The organism is Prevotella sp. HCN-7019, assembly GCF_037890215.1.
Classification (GTDB): Bacteria; Bacteroidota; Bacteroidia; order Bacteroidales; family Bacteroidaceae; genus Prevotella.
In genome coordinates, this window is record NZ_JBBKBO010000001.1 from 722,627 (window position 1) to 743,543 (window position 20,917).

Here is a 20,917-nt window from a genome sequence, read left to right on the forward strand (position 1 = left end):
ACACTGGAAACATTTGCACGGTCTGTGGGGATGATTCTTCGTCTGTGGCATACAGACTTTGCTGCGGTGCGTAAAAAGCCGTTATGCAAGGTCTGAAAGCCATTCTCGCGCTGCCGTATGCAGACCGTCGGAACATGAAAAAATAAAAGCTGCTGATGGTCAGCAGCTTGTTCTGATGGCTCAAAGTCCGTGTGTTTGCAGATGTATGGTCTGTAGTGCGGTCTGACGGTCGTATCGCGGACTTGCACCGTATATTCATTCATCCGCAGATGAGCGCTTCTGCATGGTCGTGCATTGCCGCGCCTGTCTTCCGCTCAAGCCTTGCGGCCTTTGCTTGCGGCAGGTCCTGCCGCAAGCGTTATTACAAGCGAGAGAAGCGCAAACAGCGCGCCCGTGAGGCAGACTCCGCCCCATCCGCACAAGTCCCAGCCCACGCCGGCACTGAGAGTGCCCAGTGAGCCGCCGATGAAATATACGGTCATGAATATGGTGTTCACGCGGTTGGCTGCCTCTGGCATCTGTTGTATGCAGTCGCTCTGGTTGCTCAGCTGTATGCACTGTGCACCGATGTCGGCCAGGATGATGGCTGCTATGAGTCCGGCGTAGCTGTCGCCGAGGAAGAAAGCCGTAGCCCATGCTGCCAGTTGCAGCAGTGCGCCGGCAATGCTGAAGCGGTGTGTGCCGTAGCGCGGCACCAGACGGCCCATGCCGCTTGCCGCTATCGCGCCCGCCATGCCGCACAGTCCGAGCACTCCGGTCATTGTTGCACCGGCATGGAACGGCTCACCGGCCAGATGGAAGGCCATGCACGACCATATGGCAAGCATCGAACCGAAGGCCAGCGCCGAACGCACGGCGTTGAGACGTATGCGCGGACGGGTGCGCACTATGCGCCACACGGTGTGCATGAGTTGCGGATAGGTGCCGCTGAAGTTCGACTTCATGGCCGGCATCATGCCCATCGACACCACAAGACACACCACCATCAGTGCGGCGGATATGAAGAACATGGCGCGCCAGCCCAGTCGTTCGCCTATAAAACCGCTTATTACGCGCGAGGCGAGAATGCCCGTGAGCAGTCCGCTGAGCACATATCCTATGTTGCGCGACTTGTTCTCCGGACGCGAGTATTGGCCGGCTATCGGTATGAACAGCTGCGGAATGACCGAGCACATGCCCATGAGTAGCGACGCGCCCCATATCAGACTGAGGCTGCCGGAGGTGGCGATGATGAGGTCCATCACGGCTGCCGTGGTCAGAGTGACGGCTATTATGCGTCGGCGTGAGTATAGATCGCCCATCGGAATGATGAAACACAGGCCGAGGGCATATCCCGCCTGTGAGATGACGGTGATGAGATTGGCCTCCACTTCCGTGGCGCCGATGTCGGCGCGGATGAGTTCCAGCAATGGCTGATTGTAGTAAAGGTTGGCCACAGTGAGGCCCGCTATGATGGACATCATCAGCAGTATTTGCCGTGGTATGCCCTGGTTTTCCTTCAGTTGTATCATAGTGATTTGTTGTTTTCGGTCTGCAAAGTTATCTATATGTTGCGTGCCGCGCAACTGTTTTGGGCATAATTAACACGAAAGGCGGCCTCCATGGAGAGGCCGCCTTCCTTGTTTTTCTGTTGTCCGGAGCCATACGGTGTGGTCAGCGCACCACTGTCTTGCGTCCGTCCACCACGTATATGCCGCTCGGCAGGTTGTGATTGTCGCTCAGTTCGGCGCCCACCTTCTGTCCTTTTATGTTGTACACGCCCTTGGCGGTTCGGCCTGTGCCTGCTGTCGGTGTGCCGATGCCGTTGGTGTCGTCCACCTTGTGTATGCGGAAAAAGTCGGTCTTGAACCATCCGTTCTTCACGTCGGTGCCCTTGGTGCCGTCGGCGTTGGTGTTGCTCGAGCGTATGCCGAACTTCAGGTCGTCGCCTTCTTCTATGTCAACATATACATACATGTCCTGCAGCACGAACGTGTTGGGCGCTCCGCCTATGTATCCGGCGAAGGTGTTGTGCTCGCCCGGTGTCAGGTTCTTGTCGTAGTCGATGTCCATTCCGTAGTATTGCACGTTGTCGTTGGCGAACAGGCGCACCGTGGAGAGGAATCCCTCTTCGGCCCAGAGGCGGCAGCATATCATGTAACGGCCGGGAGTGAGCTTGTCGGCAGGTATGGTCTGATAGAGCGCGAAGTCGTCGGGCATGTTGCCGTTCTTTGCCTGGAACCAGCACACGTTAGTGGCGTGAGGGTTCGATGCGTCCTTGTTTATGCCGTAAGAGTCGCCCGGGAACCGTCCGGCCACCTTCCATCCGTGTATGCCGTAGATGGTTCCGCGGCGCGTATCGCCCGATGTGTTCTCCTTTATCGTGCCGTTGTCGTCGTAGAGTTCGAAGTCGTAGTTGGTTATCAGCTGCTTTGTCAGCGTGAGATCTTCCTCCTGCGGTTCTGGCATACCGCTCACTTTCTCTATGCGGAAGTTGTCTACCTTGAACCATCCGGCGTTGTCCGTGGCTGTGGTTCCGTCGTTGCGCTTGTTGCCGGAGCGTATTCCCAGCTTGAGGTCTTCTCCCTCGGCCACGGTAACATATACTTCCATTGGCATCAGGTTGAACGGTCCTGCGCCGTTTTGTCCGGCATGTCCGGCGTAGGTGTTCACCTCACCGGGTGTCAGCAACCGGGTGTAGTCGCTCTCGCTGCCGTAATACTGCACGTTGTTGTTGGCAAAGAGGCGTCCAGAAGCCTTCTTGTTCTCTTCCATCCACATCATGCACGACACGCGATAGGTGCCCGGTTCTATCTCCGATGCGGGTATTGTCTGCGACAGTTCGAAGAATTCCGGCATCGGGAACGAGTTTATCCAGCACACGTTTGAGCCGTGCAGGTTGGCTGCATCCTGGTTTATTCCGTATGACGGCAGTCCGTTCTGTCCGAGTGTCAGTTCGCCCGTGTGATCCCATCCGTACGGTATGCCGCGGTCGGTGTTGCCCTGCGGGTTGGGCGTTCCGTCGGTACGGAGTTCGAAGTCGTTGTTCTTTATCAGCTTCACGGTGAGTGAATTGTCGGCCGATTCGGGCAGACGGTTGTATATTTCGCTCAGCACAACACCCGGATCGAGCATATATACACGCACGCTGACGGTCTTGTCCTCGTCGGCGTTGTAGGTCACGGTGGCGTCGTTGAAGCCTTGCAGCACTGTCGTGTTCCACTTGCCTTCGGTCGCTGTGGTCTTGAGCGAGCACACTTGCGGCTCACCTCCGTCCACAGATATGGCTACGCGCAGGTCGAAACTGCTGTTTATCGGGAATGTCGGGAGGCAGCGTGCCGAAATCATGTTGGCGCCGCTCTTCACCTCTACGTCGTATTCCGCGTAGGGAGCGCTGCCTGCCTTGTCGGCAGAATACACCGTTTCGTCTATCGGCCATACGGTGACGCTGTTGCCGCCTACGCCCAGTCCTTCAAGAGTAACGATGTTGCCTTTGGTCGATGTGTATTTGTCGGCAGCCACGGCGAAGGTCTGTTCTTTCTCTATTTCCTTCTGCACACTGCTTATGTTGGACAGTGTTGCGGTCTCAGGCATGTAGAACTGCGACTGCTGGCGTGGCTTTGAGTCCATCATTTCGTTCCATTTGCCGCCTGCAATCTCGTTGTTGTATTTGTTTGTTATTTGCTCTATCTGTCTGTAAGCCTTGCGTGCCTCGGCGGCATACTCCAGCGCCTTGTCGCGCTGTCCGGCCTTTGCCAGCACGAGACTCTGCGCTGCGCGGAATGTCTTTACGTTCATATAGTAGGCGCCTTTTACAGGATATTCTATCATTTCGAAGTAAGCATCCTGCAGCTCCGACGGTATTCTCGCCTTGAGATTGTCCACCTTGTCCACGATGTTTTTGTAGTCGGCGATGCGGCGGTCTTTCTCTTCGTCGGTGTAGCTCACGGCGAATATGTGCTCCGGTTTGCCGCCAGCGCCGAGACGATAGTATTCCTGTTTGATGTCACTCAACTCGTCGGCATATTCCTCACCGAAGGTTTTCGCGGCCCAGTAGCGGCTGTACTTGTGTGCCTCTTCCGGATTCCAGCGTTCAACATCCCATGCAAGGTCCATGCAGAATTCCAGTTCTGCCTCGGCAGGCTTGATGTCGCCCACGTTGATTATCCACAGAGTGCGTATGCCGTAGTCATATCCTTTGCTCAGCTCATAGCTGATGAGCGAAGGCGATGTGGAGCAGAGCCACAGATAGTCTTGCGGTGTTCCCCAGTAGGAAAGATGATAATAAATGCCGTTTCCACCCGAACGCGCCTGCTCACTCTTTGTAGGCATCTGTCTGATGTAGCCGTGATTGTCGTCCACCCATGTCAGAGTGATGTCCTCGGGAACCTGTAGTCCGGCGTTGTAGGCCTCGAGAACTTCCTTGTAAGGTATGAATATCTGCGGCACGGTGGTCGGGTCGCCGATGTGCTTCTCGAGCAGTTGACGCTGGAAACCTATTATTTCCGTGAGTCCGCGCACCTTGTCTTGGGTGGTAGGATAGCCGCTTATGCCCCAGTCGTGTACGCCGCGCATGCCGGTGGTATACATCGCATCGAAGCCCTTGCTTTCTATAACGCGCTCCTCCCAGTACTGTTGTATCTTCTCCTTGTTGGTCACATAGTTCCAGTTCTCGTATGTTCCGGTGCCGTCACCCCAGCGTCTCCATTCCCATTCATTGTCGCGAAGCATCTGTTCGCAGTGGCTTGAGCCGAGCACGATGTCGTATTTCTTCGCCACGGGAAGGTTGGCCTTGTTTGCCCAGAAAGCCTCCGAGCACAGGTGCATGGCTGGCCACAGCGTGTTGGCACGCAGGCGAAGGAGCAGCTCCATCACCTTGGCGTAGCTGTTGGGACCTACATTATTGCGGTCGGGATCCATGTTCTTGGCAGCCCACGGCTGGAATCCCCAGTCCTCGTCGTTGATGAATATGCCGCGGTATTTCACCGAAGGCTCACCCGTTACGCTGCGTCCTGCCGAGGCATAAAGCATGTCCTTATGCGCCGGAACGACGTCGGCCCACCAGATGTAAGGCGATACGCCCATCAGACGCGACACCTCGAAGATAGCGTAAGCCGTGCCGCGGGGTGTCGAACCGAACAGAACCAGTGCGCGGTCAACGCCTTCTGCGGGATTATCTACGGTCTGAAGGCCGTATGCCTCCCATTTTCCCTTGACGTCGGAAACGTCTATCTTGCCTTCGGCAGCGAGACGGTCGATGAGTTCGGATGAACCTATCGTGCCCGCGATGATTGGCGAACTGCCGGCAGTAAGCTCTGTTCCGACCTTGATTTCCTTACCGGTCACGGCCTTGATGTCGCCTGCGAGTGCCGTGGCAGCGGTCTCAACGACCTGAGCGTCGTTCTTCTCGAACACGATAGTGGCGGTTGTTCCGTCGTCACCAACTATCGGGAAGCTGCCCGATTGCTCTGTTTCGCTCACTGTTATGGCGTTTTGCGCACAGGCATTGCCTGCCGTCAGAGCCGTCATAGCAGCAATGAAGATGAATGAAAAGATTTTTCTCATAGCGGTTTTATTAGTGAATGATATTGTTGTTTTGCAGTAATTTCCGAAAGATATGGCCGGATTTGCCGGCCGTTATGGTGTCTGTGGCCGGTCATTTCACGTCGAAACTCATCTCGGCAGACTTCAGTCCGGAAGCCTTTGCCTTGAGAGTGAGGCGGCCGGAACGCTCGCTTGACTGCACTATAGCCGTAAGCATGCCGTTGAAAGCGTGCATCTGCGGCTTCTGGAACGGTTCGAGACAAGTGGCGTCGCCGTTGGCTACGGCACGGAATGAGCCGGCCCCGCTGACGCTGAATCGCACGGTTCTGTTGTCCGTAGGGCAGAGATTGCCGTCTTTGTCGGTCACTTTCACCGTGACATAGGCCAGATCCTTGCCGTCGGCCGACAGCTCCGTGCGGAGGCATTCAAGCTCAATGCGATACGGCTTTCCTGCCGTCCTGACCGTCTTTTCGGCGGCGGGGCGACCGTCCTTGTCGTAAGCCACCACGCGAATCTCGCCCGGTTCGTATCTCACGTCGTTCCACATCAGTCTGTAACGGCTTTTCAGCGAGCTGTCGTTCTTCTCGCGTCTGCCCTGGCTCTTGCCGTTTACGAACAGCTCGGCAGCCGGATAGCTCGTATAGACGAACACCGGCGTGACCTCGCCTTCGCGTCCCGGCCACGTCCAGTGGGGCAGTATGTGGAGCGTCGCATCGTTGCGGTTCCAGATGCTGCGGTACAAATAGAAACGGTCCTTGGGCAGACTCGCGAGGTCTATTATTCCGAACATGGAACTGTGGTTGGGCCATGCGTCGGTGTCGTAGGGGAACGGTTCGCCCAGATAGTCGAACCCGGTCCACACGAACTGACCGAGAGTCCAGGGATGGTCTTCGGCGAGGGCGAAGTCGATGTCGGGCAGATTGCACCATCCTCCTGCCTCCACGTCGTATGACGACGACTGATGATCCTCGTATGTCGCGCCGTTCTTGTCCTCGACGGGGAACTTGTAAACGCCCCGCGAGCTCACCGTCGATGCCGTCTCGCTGCCGAGCAGCAGGTTCTGAGGCAGTATGCGGTAGCCGTCTTCATAGCGGTGGGTGCGGTAGTTGAAGCCCGGAATGTCGATGACTGACGCGAAACCGTTGGACAGCACGCAGTCTATCTGGTCCATGCCACAGGTCACCGGACGTGTAGGATCCTCGCGATGGCAGATGTCCTGAAGGAATTCCGCCACACGATAACCGTCGGGACGGCACTGCGTGGGCACCTCGTTGCCGATGCTCCACATCACCACGCACGGGTTGTTGCGGTAGTGTCGCAGCATGTTTACCATGTCTTTCTCTGCCCAATCATTGAAAAAACGGTGGTATCCGTTCTCACATTTCGCCACGTCCCATTCGTCGAACGGCTCGATCATCATCATCATTCCGAGCTCGTCGCACAGCTCCACGAGTTCCGGGGCAGGCATGTTGTGCGATGTGCGTATGGCGTCGCAGCCCATGTCTTTGAGCATTAGGATCTGATGTTTCAGTGCAGCGCGGTTCACGGCTGCGCCCAAAGGACCGAGGTCGTGATGGTTGCACACGCCCTGGAACTTGCGTTGCCTGCCGTTGAGGAAGAATCCCTTGTCGGCCACGAACTCAATGCTTCTGACGCCGAAGCGCGTGGTGCACGAGTCGGTGAGCTGTCCGTCGGCATATATTCTTGACACGGCCTTGTAGAGCGCAGGAGTCTCTGGCGACCACAACGACGGGCGGTCGATGATGAAATTCTGCTCCACGGGACGGTCACCTATTATCCTTGTCTCATAGTTCTTGTGCGCGACCACCTTTCCTTCGGGCGAGATGATGCGCGTGTCGATGTTTATCTTCCTGTCGGCGGCGCCGGCAATCTCGGTCAGGAGACGCACGGCGGCATAGGTGCTGTCGGCATGCGGGGTGGTGACATATGTACCCCAGACGGGCACATGGGTCTTCTCGGTGATGATGAGATGCACGTTGCGGTAGAGCCCTGCGCCCGGATACCAGCGCGACGACTGCGGTCTGTTCTCCAGTCTCACGGCCAACGTGTTTTTCTTTCCGTCGTGACGGAGTAGGGAAGTGACGTCGCAGTGGAACGAGTTGTAGCCGTACGGCCAGAAGCACGCCTCCTTGCCGTTTACATATACCCGCGCCTCGCTCATGGCACCGTCGAAGAGCAGCGTGACCGTCTTGCCCTCGGGAGCGCTGAACGACGTGCGGTACCATCCGCAGCCGGTGTAGGGCAGTCCGCCCGTGCGGCCCGTCTTGAGCGACGACTGAGTCTCAAGGTTCTGCGTGATGGCTACGTCCTGCAAATCGTTTTTTATGTCGAACGGTCCGTATATGGCCCAGTCGTGCGGCACGTATACCGTCTGCCAGCGGCTGTCGTCAAATTCAGGCAGTGCGGCGTCCTTGAAATCGCCTTTTGAGAACTTCCAGTTTTTCTCAAGCAACGTCTCGCTTCGTTGTGCGGACAGTGTACCGGACAGCATCAGCAGAAGCACTGCCAAGACTTGTCCTGTGAGTTTTGTGCTCATATCAGTAAGTATGTTTTAAATTAATTCAGGTAATATGGTTTTTAGTTCTGCGCATGTCGCAGATACATTCAAGCTTCGATTATTGTTCAATATCAGTGGAAGTGATGCACAAATGTAGCAAAACTCCGTTGCAAAAATAATAAAAATGCCCGATATTTCATATTTCCGTACAATCTATATTGCGATGCATCATATTGGAGATAAAGCAAGAAGGCCGCACTGTATGGACGATAAGCTACTGTTCCAGCTTGCGGTTGCATATGGAATGAAGCGTCAGTAGGGCTCTGTGGAAATCCTGTGGAGGATTGGTTTTATTCATGAATCAGCACTGAATGAAGGAAATATTCCGGGCAATGTTGAGTGGCAGGAATAGTGGGGAACGCATGTTGGGGTAATAACAAATTCACGTTGCAGCGACAAATAAATACTCACCGCGAGAGGAGCACACGTTTTTCGTATGTCTCCTTATTCGTCATATAGGCGTTTTTAAAGAAAACCCGAGTGCTGGACTTACAGTTTTTCTTGACTTTTTTTTGACAAAATAAAATCGCAAAAGAGATGTAAAGAAATATTAAATATGGTATTATAAAGCCCATTTCAGTCCGAACGGCTTTGACGTATATCCTGTTTCGGAATAGCGTATAATCCGTCTTTCGTTCCGATAATGCCCATATCAGCCTCTGGTTTCGTCTGTTTCAGGGTGTGATATCGTACGTTTCAGGCCATGAAACGGGCCATATCACGTGCTGAAACGGTGCATTTCGTGTGACGAAAAAATCACTTCCGGATGTAAGCTATTGATATACAAGGTCTTGAGGAAAACTCTTATTTTTCGCATATTTGCGTCCGAAGGAAGGTCCGCGCGCAAATATTCTCTTATTTTTGGGGGTAGAACAGAAAACTCGGACGGAAAACTCGCGGGATACTGAAAAATTGTAACTGCCCTGATTATTTCTATTTCTGCGGAATGAAACAATGCCGATATTGGACGGGAGTTGCTGTTTTTAATTATAACCAGTCACAGTTGAATTTCTGCGGAGGCATCAGTAATATAATTATATGGTGAATGTCATTGGGCTGAAGGTGTAAGGATAACACGATGTGCAGCCGGAATTGCGGCGCTTGGCGAATGATGTGATGGGAAAGGAATGACTGTTATGCCATGGCGTATGGATGTATGGAAAGAGCGGGAAAAAGGAAAACCGCCGGAGCATGGGATGAAAAGCCATGAGCTCCGGCGGTTTTTTATCAGTGGATGTTCTTTCTTGTGCGATTTGCCTTTTGCCTTGTTGTCTGCCGTAGTGCATTGTCGTGCGGACGGAGAGGCTGTATGTGGCCTGATGGCCGTTGGGGACGCGTACTGCGGACAGCCCCTTATCTGGCAAACGTCTTCCTGAACTTGTTCTTTCCGTCAAGTCCTGTTATCGAGATGTCGATGCCCTCCTGTGTTATATCGGCGGCAAGGACGCTCTCGTTGGAGTTGACCACGACGGGAAACTTTATGATGTCTCCCGCCTCCTCATACACATTGTGGTGAAGGTGTGCGCACAACATCAGATCGACACCGAGACTGTTCAGAGCAGGGACAAACTTCTCGAGAACCTCTTTCTGTCCGTGCCATATGTCCTTCGAACGTGATGGCGGCATGTGTGCTATGACAATTCTGTACTTGGCACCGGTCACCAGTTTGTTGTCGGAAAGGCTTTCCAGCCACTTCTGTTGCTGCGTTCTGTAGTTGTCGTAGTCGGTTATGCCGCTGTATTCTATGTCTGAGTCGGGCTTGTCTTCGCCGGTATCAAGAACGATGAAGCACGCCGGACCTTGTCTGAACACATAATATAGATGTGGTTCCTCGGGCGAGAAATATTCCTGGAACGACGTGGCGAACTCGCCTCTCGTCTCATGATTGCCGCGTGCATAGTACATTGGCTTCTGCGAGGCGAACAGTTCAACACTCGTGTTCATGAACCCTTCGAACACCGATTTCTTGTCGGCGAACGACGATACCATGTCGCCGTTGAACACCACGAAGTCCTTGTCGTCGTATGCGGCGAGCCCGAGCAGCTTCGGAATGAGGTCGCTGCGTCCGTGAATGTCGTTGAGCATGACGAACGAAACGGCATCTTTTGTGTAGTCGCTCGTTGTGAACTTCAGCGGTTGTTTTCTGAAAACATTGGTCGCCGCAACGTCTCCGTATATCACCTTTGTGCCTTTATGAGACAGGATTTCCTTTGAATAGATGCGGTAGCGGTAGGTTGTTGCAGGCTGCAGGCCCTCTATCTTCACGGTGTGCACCGTAGAAGCGTTCTTCACACCGTTGGTGGTGTCGAAATACTTCGTACGCTCCTCACTGTAGAAATGGGTGCCGTCGTCGGGCGCAATCTCAACCCATCCCACGGAAACCGTGTCCGACTCCCACACTATCGTGGCCTCGTCGGCCTTTATGTTCTGCAGATACGGACCGTACAGTATCTTTATTTTGGCGTCCGCACATACTGCCGATATCATGCAGATAAGCGCTGTTGCAAGAATCTTTCCTGTTCTCATAGGGTGTGTATGTTGGTATTTGTTGGTTGTATAAGGAAAAATCCGGTGCGGGAACGGTGTTCCCGCCGGATGATTATCGTGCGTTGATTTCTCTGAGCAGACGGTCAGCGTGTCCCCACTTGTCCATCATGAACAGCACGTAGCGGATGTCTACGCCGATGCAACGTGCCAGGCGAGTGTCGAAGTGGATGTCGCTTGAGAGAGAATCCCAGTTGCCGTCGAATGCGAGTCCGATGAGTTCGCCTCTTCCGTTGAACATCGGCGAACCGCTGTTACCGCCGGTGATGTCGTTGTTGGTGAGGAAGCAGAGCTGCATCTTGCCTGTTGTCTTGTCGGTGTACATGCCGAAGTCCTTGCTTGAAAGCAGTTCCTTCATTATCGGTTCGGCTGCATACTCGATGTTCTCGTCGGCACGGTTCATCTTCTCAACGATGCTCTCGGCTGTTGTATAGTAGCCAGACGGTTTGCCGCCGAGCTCATATCCGCCTACCTGACCGTAGCTCAGACGCATTGTGAAGTTGGCGTCAGAGTAGTGGGGAAGGTCCTGCTCCATGCGGAGTTTGGCGTCGCAGAGATAGCGCTCCTGCATTTCGATCTCGTCGTTCACCGGTATGAGTTCCTCGCGGAGAGCTCCCAGTGCCTCGATGAGGTCTATTCCGTACTGTACGCCCGGATCTTTCTTGTATGATTTAGAGTTGAAGTAGATCTTCTCACCCTTCTTCATGATTACAGACTTGCTGTAGAGATAATCCACGTATTTTGTGTAGTCGCCCTTGAATTTCTTTTTTATGGTCTTGTAGAAGTCGGGCAGCTCAGAGGGATCAACCTGTTCTGCGAAGTTCTTCAGCAGTGCGGCCATCACCTCTTTGTCGAGAGCCTCGTCCCACTCTTCGCTGTTGTCGGCGAATTCAACGTATTGTTTCTTAGGATTGTCCTTCGGACCTTTCACCTCCATGCCGTTGGAGAGCATGAATGCACGTGTTGTGAATTCGTTTGTACGGCCGAAAGTCTCGCTGAAGAGAGTGAGCGTACGCATCACGTCGAAGCGCTTTTTGTAGAGTTCTGCCATCTTGTCGAAGTCGAGTTTGCCCTTGAGTATGCCGGTCTGTTCCTGATACTGGCGTATGCGCTTCTCGTATTCCTGCTTCTGGTTGATGATTCCGATGCTGTCGATACATTTGTTCATACCGATGGAGTTCTTCCAGTAGTTGGAGCTCTGAGCGTATTTTGAGTCGTACTTGATGCGGACAGCCTCGTTGGCGCGCATGTGGCGTATCATTATTTCCTGCTTGATGCCGCGCACCTGAGCACGAGGAGCGTTCTGTGCGTCGCGCATTTCATGTATTCCGTACGATGAGAGGTAACGCTCGGTAGAGCCCGGATAACCCATTGTCATGGCGAAATCGCCGTCCTTGTAACCGTCGAGCGACACCTGTGCCCAGTGTTCCGGACGGTAAGGCACGTTGTCCTTTGAGTATTCGGCCGGACCGTTTGTCTTCGGATCGGCGTAGATGCGGAATACGGAGAAATCGCAAGTCTGGCGCGGCCACATCCAGTTGTCGGTCTCGCCACCGTATTTACCCATCGACTTCGGGATGGTGAAGACCAGTCGCAGGTCGGTGAAGTCGCGGTAAGTTGTGGCATAATATCTGTTGCCTTCGTAGAAAGGCTTTATCTCCAGACGCAGAGTGCTGTCGTTGGCCTTAACGTCTTTCGACATGGCGTTCTCAAGAGAGTCGAGCAACTGTTCCTGACGGTCGATGCTCATTTCCTGTATTCCGAATCCGTTGACGTAGTCGGTGATGTCCTTCTGGTCGACCATGAAGCTGACGAACATATCCTCATTGGGCAGTTCCTCCTCATAGCTCTTGGCGTAGAAACCGTTGAGCATGTAGTCGTGCTCTACTGTTGAATGGCTGCGGATTGCCTCGAAACCGCAGTGGTGGTTTGTGAACACCAGACCGTCCGGTGACACAACGACACCCGAACAGAATCCTGAGAAATTCACCACAGTATTCTTTATCGCGTCATTGCTCGAATATAAGTTTTCGTATGGCAGAGCGAAGCCGTAGCTCTGCATCTGTTCAAAGACAGGCTTTGGCAGATCGAAAAGAGTCCACATGCCTTCATCGGCGTGTGCGGCCGTTCCCGTAGCGAGTAGTGCCGACAATAATAATGTCTTGATTTTCATAAATCCTTTGTTTGATGTTTTGTTTAATGTATTGTGTTTTATTATGATTTGTTCTTTCTGAAATATTTGCCTATGACGGGCAGTCCGCTCAGAGGCAGGTCACGTTTCACTATCATGGCGGTGAAGAGCAGTATGAGCAGCGTGTTGACAGCAAGCGCGGCCCATACGGGCAGGTTGGAGTTTGTCTCTGTCATGGCGGCGAACATCACCAGCGCCACGCCTGTGTAGAGCGCCATTTCCTTCACCGGATAATTGATGGGATAGTGTTTCTGACCTACAAAGTAGGAAAGAAGCATTGCTGTGCCGTATCCGGCGAAGCCTCCCCAGGCGCATGCCATGTAGCCGTAGCGCGGTACGAAGATGACGTTTACGAGTATAAGCACAAGGCATCCTGCACCCGAGAACCATGCGCCCCAGATGGTCTTGTCGATGAGTTTGTACCAGAACGACAGGTTGAAGTAAACGCCCATCATGATCTCGGCGGCCATGACGATGGGCACAACCTTAAGTCCGCTCCAGTAGTCGCGGCCGATGAGATGGCGCAGAATGTCCATGTAGCCCACCACGACGAGGAATGCCAGCAGCGTGAAGATGAGAAAATACTTCATGGCTTTGGCGTAAGTCTCCCGGTTGTCCTTGTCTTTCGATTTGCCGAAGACGAACGGCTCGTAGGCGTAGCGGAATGCCTGGGTTATCATTGCCATTATCATGGCTATCTTGCTCGCCGCACCGTAGATGCCCAGCTGGGCGTGGGCGTCAGCGTTCTTATATATGTATGGGAAAAGAATCTTATCGGCAGTCTGGTTCAGGATGCCCGCAATGCCGAGCACAAGAATAGGCCAGCTGTATGAAAGCATGCGGCGCAGCAGGGCGCGGTCGAGCACATAGCGGAATCCGATGAGCTCTTTCAGCAGACAGAACATGAGCGACGCGGAGCAGAACAGATTGATGTAGAATACGTAGCCCACGCCAACCTCCGGACTATAGATTTTTCCTACCAGTGAGTCGGCGCCGCCGTTATCATAGAGTGCGGGCAGAAGGAGGAAGAACACGAGGTTGAGTGCTATGGTGAGCACGATGTTAAACAGTTTGAGTGCCGCGAACTTCACCGGGCGTTTCTTGTAGCGCAGATAGGCGAAGGGTATGCACTGGAAGGCATCGAGAGCCACGGCGATGGCCATTACCCATACATACGACGGATGGTCGGCATAGCCCATGGCGCCGGATATCGGCCCTATGAATGTCAGAACAATCACGACGAACAGCAGCGATGTGAAGCCCACGGCTGTCAGTGTGGTGGAATATACCTTCTTCGGGTCCTCGCCCTCCTTGTTGGCGAAGCGGAAGAAAGTGGTCTCCATGCCGTAGGTCAGGATGACGAGCAGCAGCGCCGTGTAGGCATAGACATTGGTTATGACTCCGTAGCCGCCGCTTGCTGCCGACAGCTTGGCCGTGTAGAGCGGCACGAGCAGATAGTTGAGGAAACGCCCAACGATGCTGCTCAATCCATAAATAGCAGTATCTTTTGCAAGAGAAGATAGTCCAGCCATATTCTTAAATGTAAAAAAGTAAAACGGTAAAAAGGTAAAGCACAGAAGATAATACATATTTGTATGAAACACTTATGCGTCTTTGTGACATTACTTTTTATCGCATTTATCCTTTAATTTATTAATTATGTTTATCAATGTTCCTATTATTGTGTTCACATCATTCAGCAATGATTCGTAAGCCTTGGCGGTTATGAAACCGGCTTCATGTAGAAGCTCAAGCCAGTAACGTGTTTCGCTGGCTTCTTTCAAAGCTATTTTCAGTTTGTTTATATAGTCAGCATCACTTTGCGCAAACACGCTTTCGGCTACATTTGCGCCGATGCTTGTTCCACTCCGGTATATCTGTCGAGACATGATCTGCTCATGTTGGCTGTCGCGCAAGAACACACAAAGGCGTATAATTCTCAATGCGAATTTCTTGCATAACTTATATATCGTGTTCTCTTTATCGCCAGTCATAAGCTTTTCCGTCTCTCTTTTTATTCTTTATCGTTTTATTTTCTCCAGTTTTTTCTTTCTCTCTTTAATTCTTTATTATTTCAATCTCTTTCGCTTTCCGTTCTTTTTTATTTTTCCTCGCTCTATATATGTGTCTTTTCCCGCTCTTAATTTAATTTTTTACCTTTTTACTCTTTACTATTTTACCTTTAAAAGAACATGTAGCATACGGCTATCGCTGCCAGAATACCGGCAAGATCGGCTAACAGTCCGCAGGCCACGGCGTGGCGAGTGTAGCGCACTCCCACGCTGCCGAAGTAGACAGCGAGTATGTAGAACGTGGTGTCAGTGGAGCCTTGGAACACGCAGCTCAGACGTCCGACGAACGAGTCGGCACCGTAAGTGGTCATGGCGTCAACCATCATTCCGCGTGCTCCGCTGCCCGAAAGGGGTTTCATGATTGCCGTTGGTAACGCACCGACAAAGTCGGAGTTGCCTCCGCATGCCTCTACAATCCAGCGCACACCATTGATTAGCACGTCCATGGCGCCAGAGGCACGGAACACTCCGATGGCCACGAGCATGGCGATAAGATAGGGAATGATGCGCACGGCGGTGGAGAAACCATCCTTCGCACCTTCTATGAAGGCGTCGTAAACATTTACTTTCTTCCTTACGCCGGCCAGAATGAACACTATGATGATGAGAAACAGCAGTATGTTGGCTGCCGATGTACTCACAGTACCCATCGTCACCTTGTCCATGCTGCCGAAACCCCATATTATCGCCGCCACAGCCACGCACATACCGCCGAGCGTGAGCACCATGGTGCGGTTGAGCAGATTGATGCGCTGATAGAGCGAAGTGGCGATGATGCCGGCCATAGTAGAGCAGAAGGTGGCGAGCAGCAGTGGTATGAACACGTCGGTGGGCTGCGCCGCGCCCATCTGCGCACGGTAAACCATGATGGATACGGGAATTATGGTCAGTCCCGACGTGTTGAGCACGAGGAACATTATCATGGGGTTGGTGGCCGTGTCCTTGCGCTTGTTGAGCGTCTGGAGCTGCTCCATGGCCTTCAGTCCGAGTGGAGTGGCGGCGTTGTCGAGGCCCAGCATGTTGGCCGCGATGTTCATGAAGATTGATCCTGTTGCGGGATGGCCCTTGGGAATGTCTGGAAAAAGACGCGTGAACACCGGCGAGAGCACCCGAGCCAAAGCGTTGACCACTCCGCCCCGCTCGCCAATTTTCATGATGCCGAGCCACAGTGACAATACTCCCGTGAGTCCTATTGAAATTTCGAACGCCGTCTTCGACGTGTCGAAGGTTGAATTCATGATTGCGGGAAAAACCTCGGTGTCGCCCATGAACACCAGCCGCACCACGGCAATGGCGAAGGCTATGACGAAGAATGCTATCCAGATGTAGTTGAGAACCATCGGTATGGATGTGTTTTTAAGTAAAAATATGAGAACTGTGCCGGCTTTGACCGCATATCGGCATGTTCTCCAGTATGTTACGTTTCGAACTGCAAATTTATGAATTAGTTTGCAAATGGTAAAATATTTTATATTAATATTATTAATGTGACGGCCGATATGACATCGGCGGATATATTGTAACGGTGGCCGTTGAAGGTGGAAAATGAGGGTCGGACAGAAGGGAGAGTGTTAAAAAATACATGGCGTGGGAGGGCTGAAAATCGATTTTTCGGGAGCGAATGAAGGTTTGCGGCTGAATTTTGCAGTTTTTGTGATGTTCGTGTATTTTGTTGACAGATAGGGAGTTATGTCTTCTTAGATAAATGCCGCGTGCTTTGTGTGCTTGTAAGAAAGGCCGTTTCATGGTGCGATATGGGCTTTTTCATGTGATGGAATAGCCTGTATCATCGCCTGAAACGGGCCATACGGAGATGTAAAAAAGACTCTTTCGTCCTGTATACTCCGCTATGGTGGCATGAGATATGGTTTCTCCGTTCTGGAAAAAGGCATATTATGTGGCTGCGGCGTTGTAGATTTCGAAAAATGATATGTTAAAAAATTAACATCCGTTAGCACGGCGTGGCGTTTTCGGTCTGCTTTTTGATGATGCCGTAAGGAGCATGGACTTGTGTGTTTGCTGGGCGCCTCATGATTGCGTAGGACGGCAGTGCGACAACATTTATGGTATTCTTTTTTCGATTTTTCTTGTTTTCGGTTGTTCTGTCATATATACCCATTATGGTTTTGTGGCCTTCCGCGCTCCATGCATATGTCTGTATTGCTTAGGATGCCGCTGGTCGCGACTTCACCAGAAAATCTTCTGTACGCTATGAAAACAATGAGCATACATACGCTTTATATTCTTTTGTCGTTTGCGACGGCATGTCTCACTGTGCCGTTGCAGGCTGCGGAGCGCGTGCCCCTTAAGTTGTGGTACGACGAACCTGCCGTGGAGTGGATGACGTCGGCCCTGCCTGTGGGCAACGGTGATATGGGAGCCATGTTCTTCGGAGGTGTGGCTCATGAGCAGGTGCAGTTCAACGAGAAGACCCTATGGTCGGGCTCTACGGAAAAACGCGGTGCATACCGCAACTTCGGTAATATATACATGGATTTCCAGACACCGGACACGTGTTCCGGATATTGCCGCGAACTGTCGCTCGACGAGGGCGTGGGGCGTGTGAGCTATACGATAGGAGGAACGCGATATGTGCGTGAATATTTTGCCAGTCATGCCGACAGCGTCGTTGTGATGAGGCTCAGTACTCCCGGCAGCCGCGGACGTCTCAATCTTGCATTGCGCATGGTGGACGGCGAAGGACGGCAGGCCGTGACGGGTGGCAATATGTTTGTTGTGAGCGGACGCCTCGATCTGCTGCAGTATGAGGCGCAGGCAGTTGTGAAGGCTGAGGGTGGAACGGTGCGTACGGAGGACGGACGGCTGGTCGTTAGCGGTGCCGACGCTGTGACAGTGGTGCTTGCTGCTGCCACGGATTTCGACCTGTCATCGCCAACATATACCAGCGGTGACGCGCGTGGAGTACATTCCCGCGTGTCGGCACGTGTGGAGCGTGCGAGTGCCTTGGCATACAAGAAACTGCGTGCACGCCATGTGGAGGACTACAGCCGTCTGTTCGGACGTGTGGATCTGGAACTGACGGACGACGTGCCTCAGATGACCACCGACGAACTGCTGCGCAATCACAAATATAATAACTATCTCGACATGCTCTGTTTCCAGTATGGCCGCTATCTGATGATAAGTTCGTCGCGCGGCGGTGCGGTGCCATCCAATTTGCAGGGACTGTGGAACAACGTGAACAATCCGCCATGGGAGTGCGACTATCACAGCAACATAAACATACAGATGAACTACTGGCCGGCAGAGGTTACGAACCTTGCCGAATGTCATATGCCGTTCATCAACTATGTCAGTACCGAAGCCATGAAGCAAGATGGCTCGTGGCAGCGCGTGGCGCGCAAGGACGGGTGCCGCGGTTGGGCCGTGCATACGCAGAACAATCTGTTCGGTTATACCGATTGGCTCATCAACCGTCCGGCCAATGCATGGTATTGCACTCATCTGTGGCAGCATTATGCCTACGGTCTCGACCGCGTATATCTGCGCAGTGTGGCGTGGCCGGTGATGAAGGAGACATGTCTTTACTGGTTCGACCGCCTGAAGATGCAGGACGGACGACTTATAGCGCCCGACGAGTGGTCGCCAGAACATGGACCTTGGGAGGACGGCACAGCCTACGCGCAGCAGCTCATACACGAGTTGTTCGCCAACACATTTGAGGCCGCCGAAGTGCTGGGCGAGAACGACAGTTTCGTCGCTCAGTTGCGTGAGAAGTATGCTTTGCTCGACAACGGTCTGCACATAGGAGGACAAGGACAGTTGAGGGAATGGCTGAAAACCGACGATACGCCCGACGACCGTCACCGCCATCTGTCGCATCTCATGGCGCTCTATCCTTGCAGCGGTATTTCTACTCTGACCGATCGCAGTCTGGTTGAGGCAGCAAGGGTGTCGCTCAACTGGCGTGGCGACGGTGCCACTGGTTGGAGTCGTGCATGGAAGGTAGCCTGCTGGGCACGGTTGAACGACGGTGAACGTGCATATAGCTTGCTGAAAAAGGCTCAGAATATTACTGATGTGACAGTGGTGAGCATGGACGACAACGCAGGTGGCATGTACGGAAATCTTTTCTGTGCACATCCTTCATTCCAGATAGACGGCAACTTTGGTACTGCAGCTGCCATAGCCGAGATGCTTCTGCAGAACACAGTCAAAGGTGTGTGGCTCCTGCCGGCACTGCCCGAAGCATGGAACGACGGCAGTTTCGAGGGACTGCGTGCGCACGGTGGTTTCACATTCGGTGCGGAATGGGACGACGGACGTCTCACGGAAGCAAGCGTGAAGTCGGAGACCGGAGGCATATGCCGGTTGTATCTGCCGGGTGTGAAAGTGCGTAAAGTGACGGGAAAATACGGACGCAGGATGAAATGTAAGGCCGTAGAGGACGGCGTTATGGAGTTTATGACCAAGCCCGGACATACTTATCGTATATATGTTCAGTCCTTATAATATACTGGCATTATAAGAAATTTGTCCGGACGTTGCAATTGTGTTAAAATGAAAACGAGTTTTAAAAAAAATTACAGTGCGTTTTAATTTTTTTATTTTTAATTGTTATATCCTTTAAATAACCAAAATAAATAAACCCTAACTATTAAAATCTTTTATTAACTTAAACTTTATGAACGGATTGTTTAAATTCTCGTTTATGTTTGCTTTTGTCGCCGCAATCTTCCTGGCTTGCGCCGATAATGACATTGCGGAGGAGAGACACGTTGTTTATCCGCCTGATGCAAACAAGGAATCAAAGTTTGTGTCGTTTTCTCCTGACAGTGGAGGAGTAGGCACACAGTTGATAATCAAAGGCGAAAACCTTGGAACTGACACAAGCTATCTGCGTGTGACGGTTAATGACAAGAAAGCCGCGATAATCGGTGTGAGAAACGACTACATATATGCAGTGGTTCCTGCACGTGCTGATACAGGTCTTGTGAAACTGTATGTAGGCAAGGGAGACAACGTGAAGGAGTTCGTTTCAGATGTGGAATTCCGCTATAAATACAAACGTAATGTTTCTACCATTGCCGGACAGAACGGAAACGCAAGTCGTGATGACGGCGAATATGACGTTGCTACATTCCAGCGTCCTTGGGCTTTGTTCCACGACAGCGATGACGTGATTTATGAGATAGACGAGGGACGAGGAACAGATAAGAACGGAGCATTGCGTAAATTGTATGAAGGACTGGTTGAAACACTTGTCCAGAACAGTTCTGGTCCATTCCAGTCCCCTACAGCTGCAGCGTTCAATCTTGAGGAAGACACAATCTATATGGTACATCTTTTTGCCAACGAATGTACATCTAAAGCAGGACTTGTCGGTATATCACGTGCAAGTGGTTTTGTTGATGTGAAGCCTTTGGTTAGAATGGATGATCCTAAGTTTACTGGTGTTGCTGTCAATCCTGTAACCGGTGATGTTATTTTCAATAACCAAAGTGATGGCTATTTATATCGTTATGTTGCGAATGCAAATATAGATATTGCCTATGAACGTTTGATTCAGGTGAATAATGCAACAAACACAGAATTGAAACTTGCTTTCAGTAATGATGGAAAATATCTTTATGCGGCAGTGAAGAACCGTCACTGTATATTCCGTATGCCTTATGACATTACAACAAAAACTCTTGGTGAGTCCGAGTTGTGGGCTGGTCAGTGGGATACGTCAGGTTATCAGAACGGTATTGGAACTTCTGCTCTGTTTGATACTCCGAGTGCCATCGAGTTTGATGAGGACGGAAACCTTTATGTAGCGGACAAATATAACCACTGCATCCGTAAGATTGCTCCTGACGGAGAAGTTACACTCTATGCCGGAATGCCGCGTACAAGCGGATATAAGGACGGTCTGCCTGATGTGGCAATGTTCAACTGCCCTGAGGGACTTACCATTTTGTCGGACCAGTCGATTATCGTTGCCGACAGAGAGAACCACGTTATACGTAAGGTAGTCGTGGAGTAATTACATAACATAACAAACAC

10 protein-coding genes are annotated in these 20,917 nt (G+C 52.1%); 2 read left to right on the plus strand and 8 right to left on the minus strand.

Annotated features, from left to right (window positions below):
* Window positions 1–314: 314 nt before the first annotated feature.
* The 8 genes from WKT13_RS02500 to WKT13_RS02535 all read right to left on the minus strand — a co-directional run bounded on the left by WKT13_RS02500 (window position 315) and on the right by WKT13_RS02535 (window position 16,248).
* On the minus strand, window positions 315–1,511 hold the full coding sequence (locus tag WKT13_RS02500) for an MFS transporter (RefSeq protein WP_340322679.1): 1,197 nt from the start codon (window positions 1,509–1,511) through the stop codon (window positions 315–317).
* A gap of 142 nt (window positions 1,512–1,653) precedes the next feature.
* A complete protein-coding gene (locus WKT13_RS02505) occupies window positions 1,654–5,544 on the minus strand; it encodes a glycosyl hydrolase 115 family protein (RefSeq protein WP_340322680.1) in 3,891 nt (1,296 codons plus the stop codon).
* A 91-nt stretch (window positions 5,545–5,635) separates the two neighbouring features.
* Window positions 5,636–8,080, minus strand: coding sequence for a DUF4982 domain-containing protein (locus WKT13_RS02510; protein WP_340322681.1), 2,445 nt, complete (start codon window positions 8,078–8,080; stop codon window positions 5,636–5,638).
* A gap of 1,374 nt (window positions 8,081–9,454) precedes the next feature.
* Window positions 9,455–10,627: an FN3 domain-containing metallophosphoesterase family protein gene (locus tag WKT13_RS02515; protein ID WP_340322682.1), complete on the minus strand. Its 1,173-nt coding sequence runs from the start codon at window positions 10,625–10,627 to the stop codon at window positions 9,455–9,457.
* 73 nt (window positions 10,628–10,700) lie between these two features.
* Window positions 10,701–12,818, minus strand: coding sequence for a S46 family peptidase (locus WKT13_RS02520; protein ID WP_298618865.1), 2,118 nt, complete (start codon window positions 12,816–12,818; stop codon window positions 10,701–10,703).
* A 41-nt stretch (window positions 12,819–12,859) separates the two neighbouring features.
* On the minus strand, window positions 12,860–14,368 hold the full coding sequence (locus WKT13_RS02525; protein ID WP_340322683.1) for a lipopolysaccharide biosynthesis protein: 1,509 nt from the start codon (window positions 14,366–14,368) through the stop codon (window positions 12,860–12,862).
* A gap of 90 nt (window positions 14,369–14,458) precedes the next feature.
* Window positions 14,459–14,830, minus strand: a complete 372-nt coding sequence (locus WKT13_RS02530; protein ID WP_340322684.1) for a four helix bundle protein — start codon at window positions 14,828–14,830, stop codon at window positions 14,459–14,461.
* A 188-nt stretch (window positions 14,831–15,018) separates the two neighbouring features.
* Window positions 15,019–16,248 (minus strand): nucleoside recognition domain-containing protein, encoded by a 1,230-nt coding sequence (locus WKT13_RS02535; RefSeq protein WP_298618859.1) that lies wholly within the window; start codon window positions 16,246–16,248, stop codon window positions 15,019–15,021.
* An 871-nt stretch (window positions 16,249–17,119) separates the two neighbouring features.
* Between WKT13_RS02535 and WKT13_RS02540 the strand changes: the two genes are divergently transcribed.
* Both WKT13_RS02540 and WKT13_RS02545 read left to right on the plus strand, forming a co-directional pair.
* Window positions 17,120–19,381 (plus strand): glycoside hydrolase family 95 protein, encoded by a 2,262-nt coding sequence (locus WKT13_RS02540; protein WP_340322685.1) that lies wholly within the window; start codon window positions 17,120–17,122, stop codon window positions 19,379–19,381.
* A gap of 172 nt (window positions 19,382–19,553) precedes the next feature.
* The gene (locus tag WKT13_RS02545) at window positions 19,554–20,897 is read left to right on the plus strand and encodes an IPT/TIG domain-containing protein (protein ID WP_340322686.1); all 1,344 of its coding nucleotides are present in this window, start codon (window positions 19,554–19,556) and stop codon (window positions 20,895–20,897) included.
* Window positions 20,898–20,917: the final 20 nt, after the last annotated feature.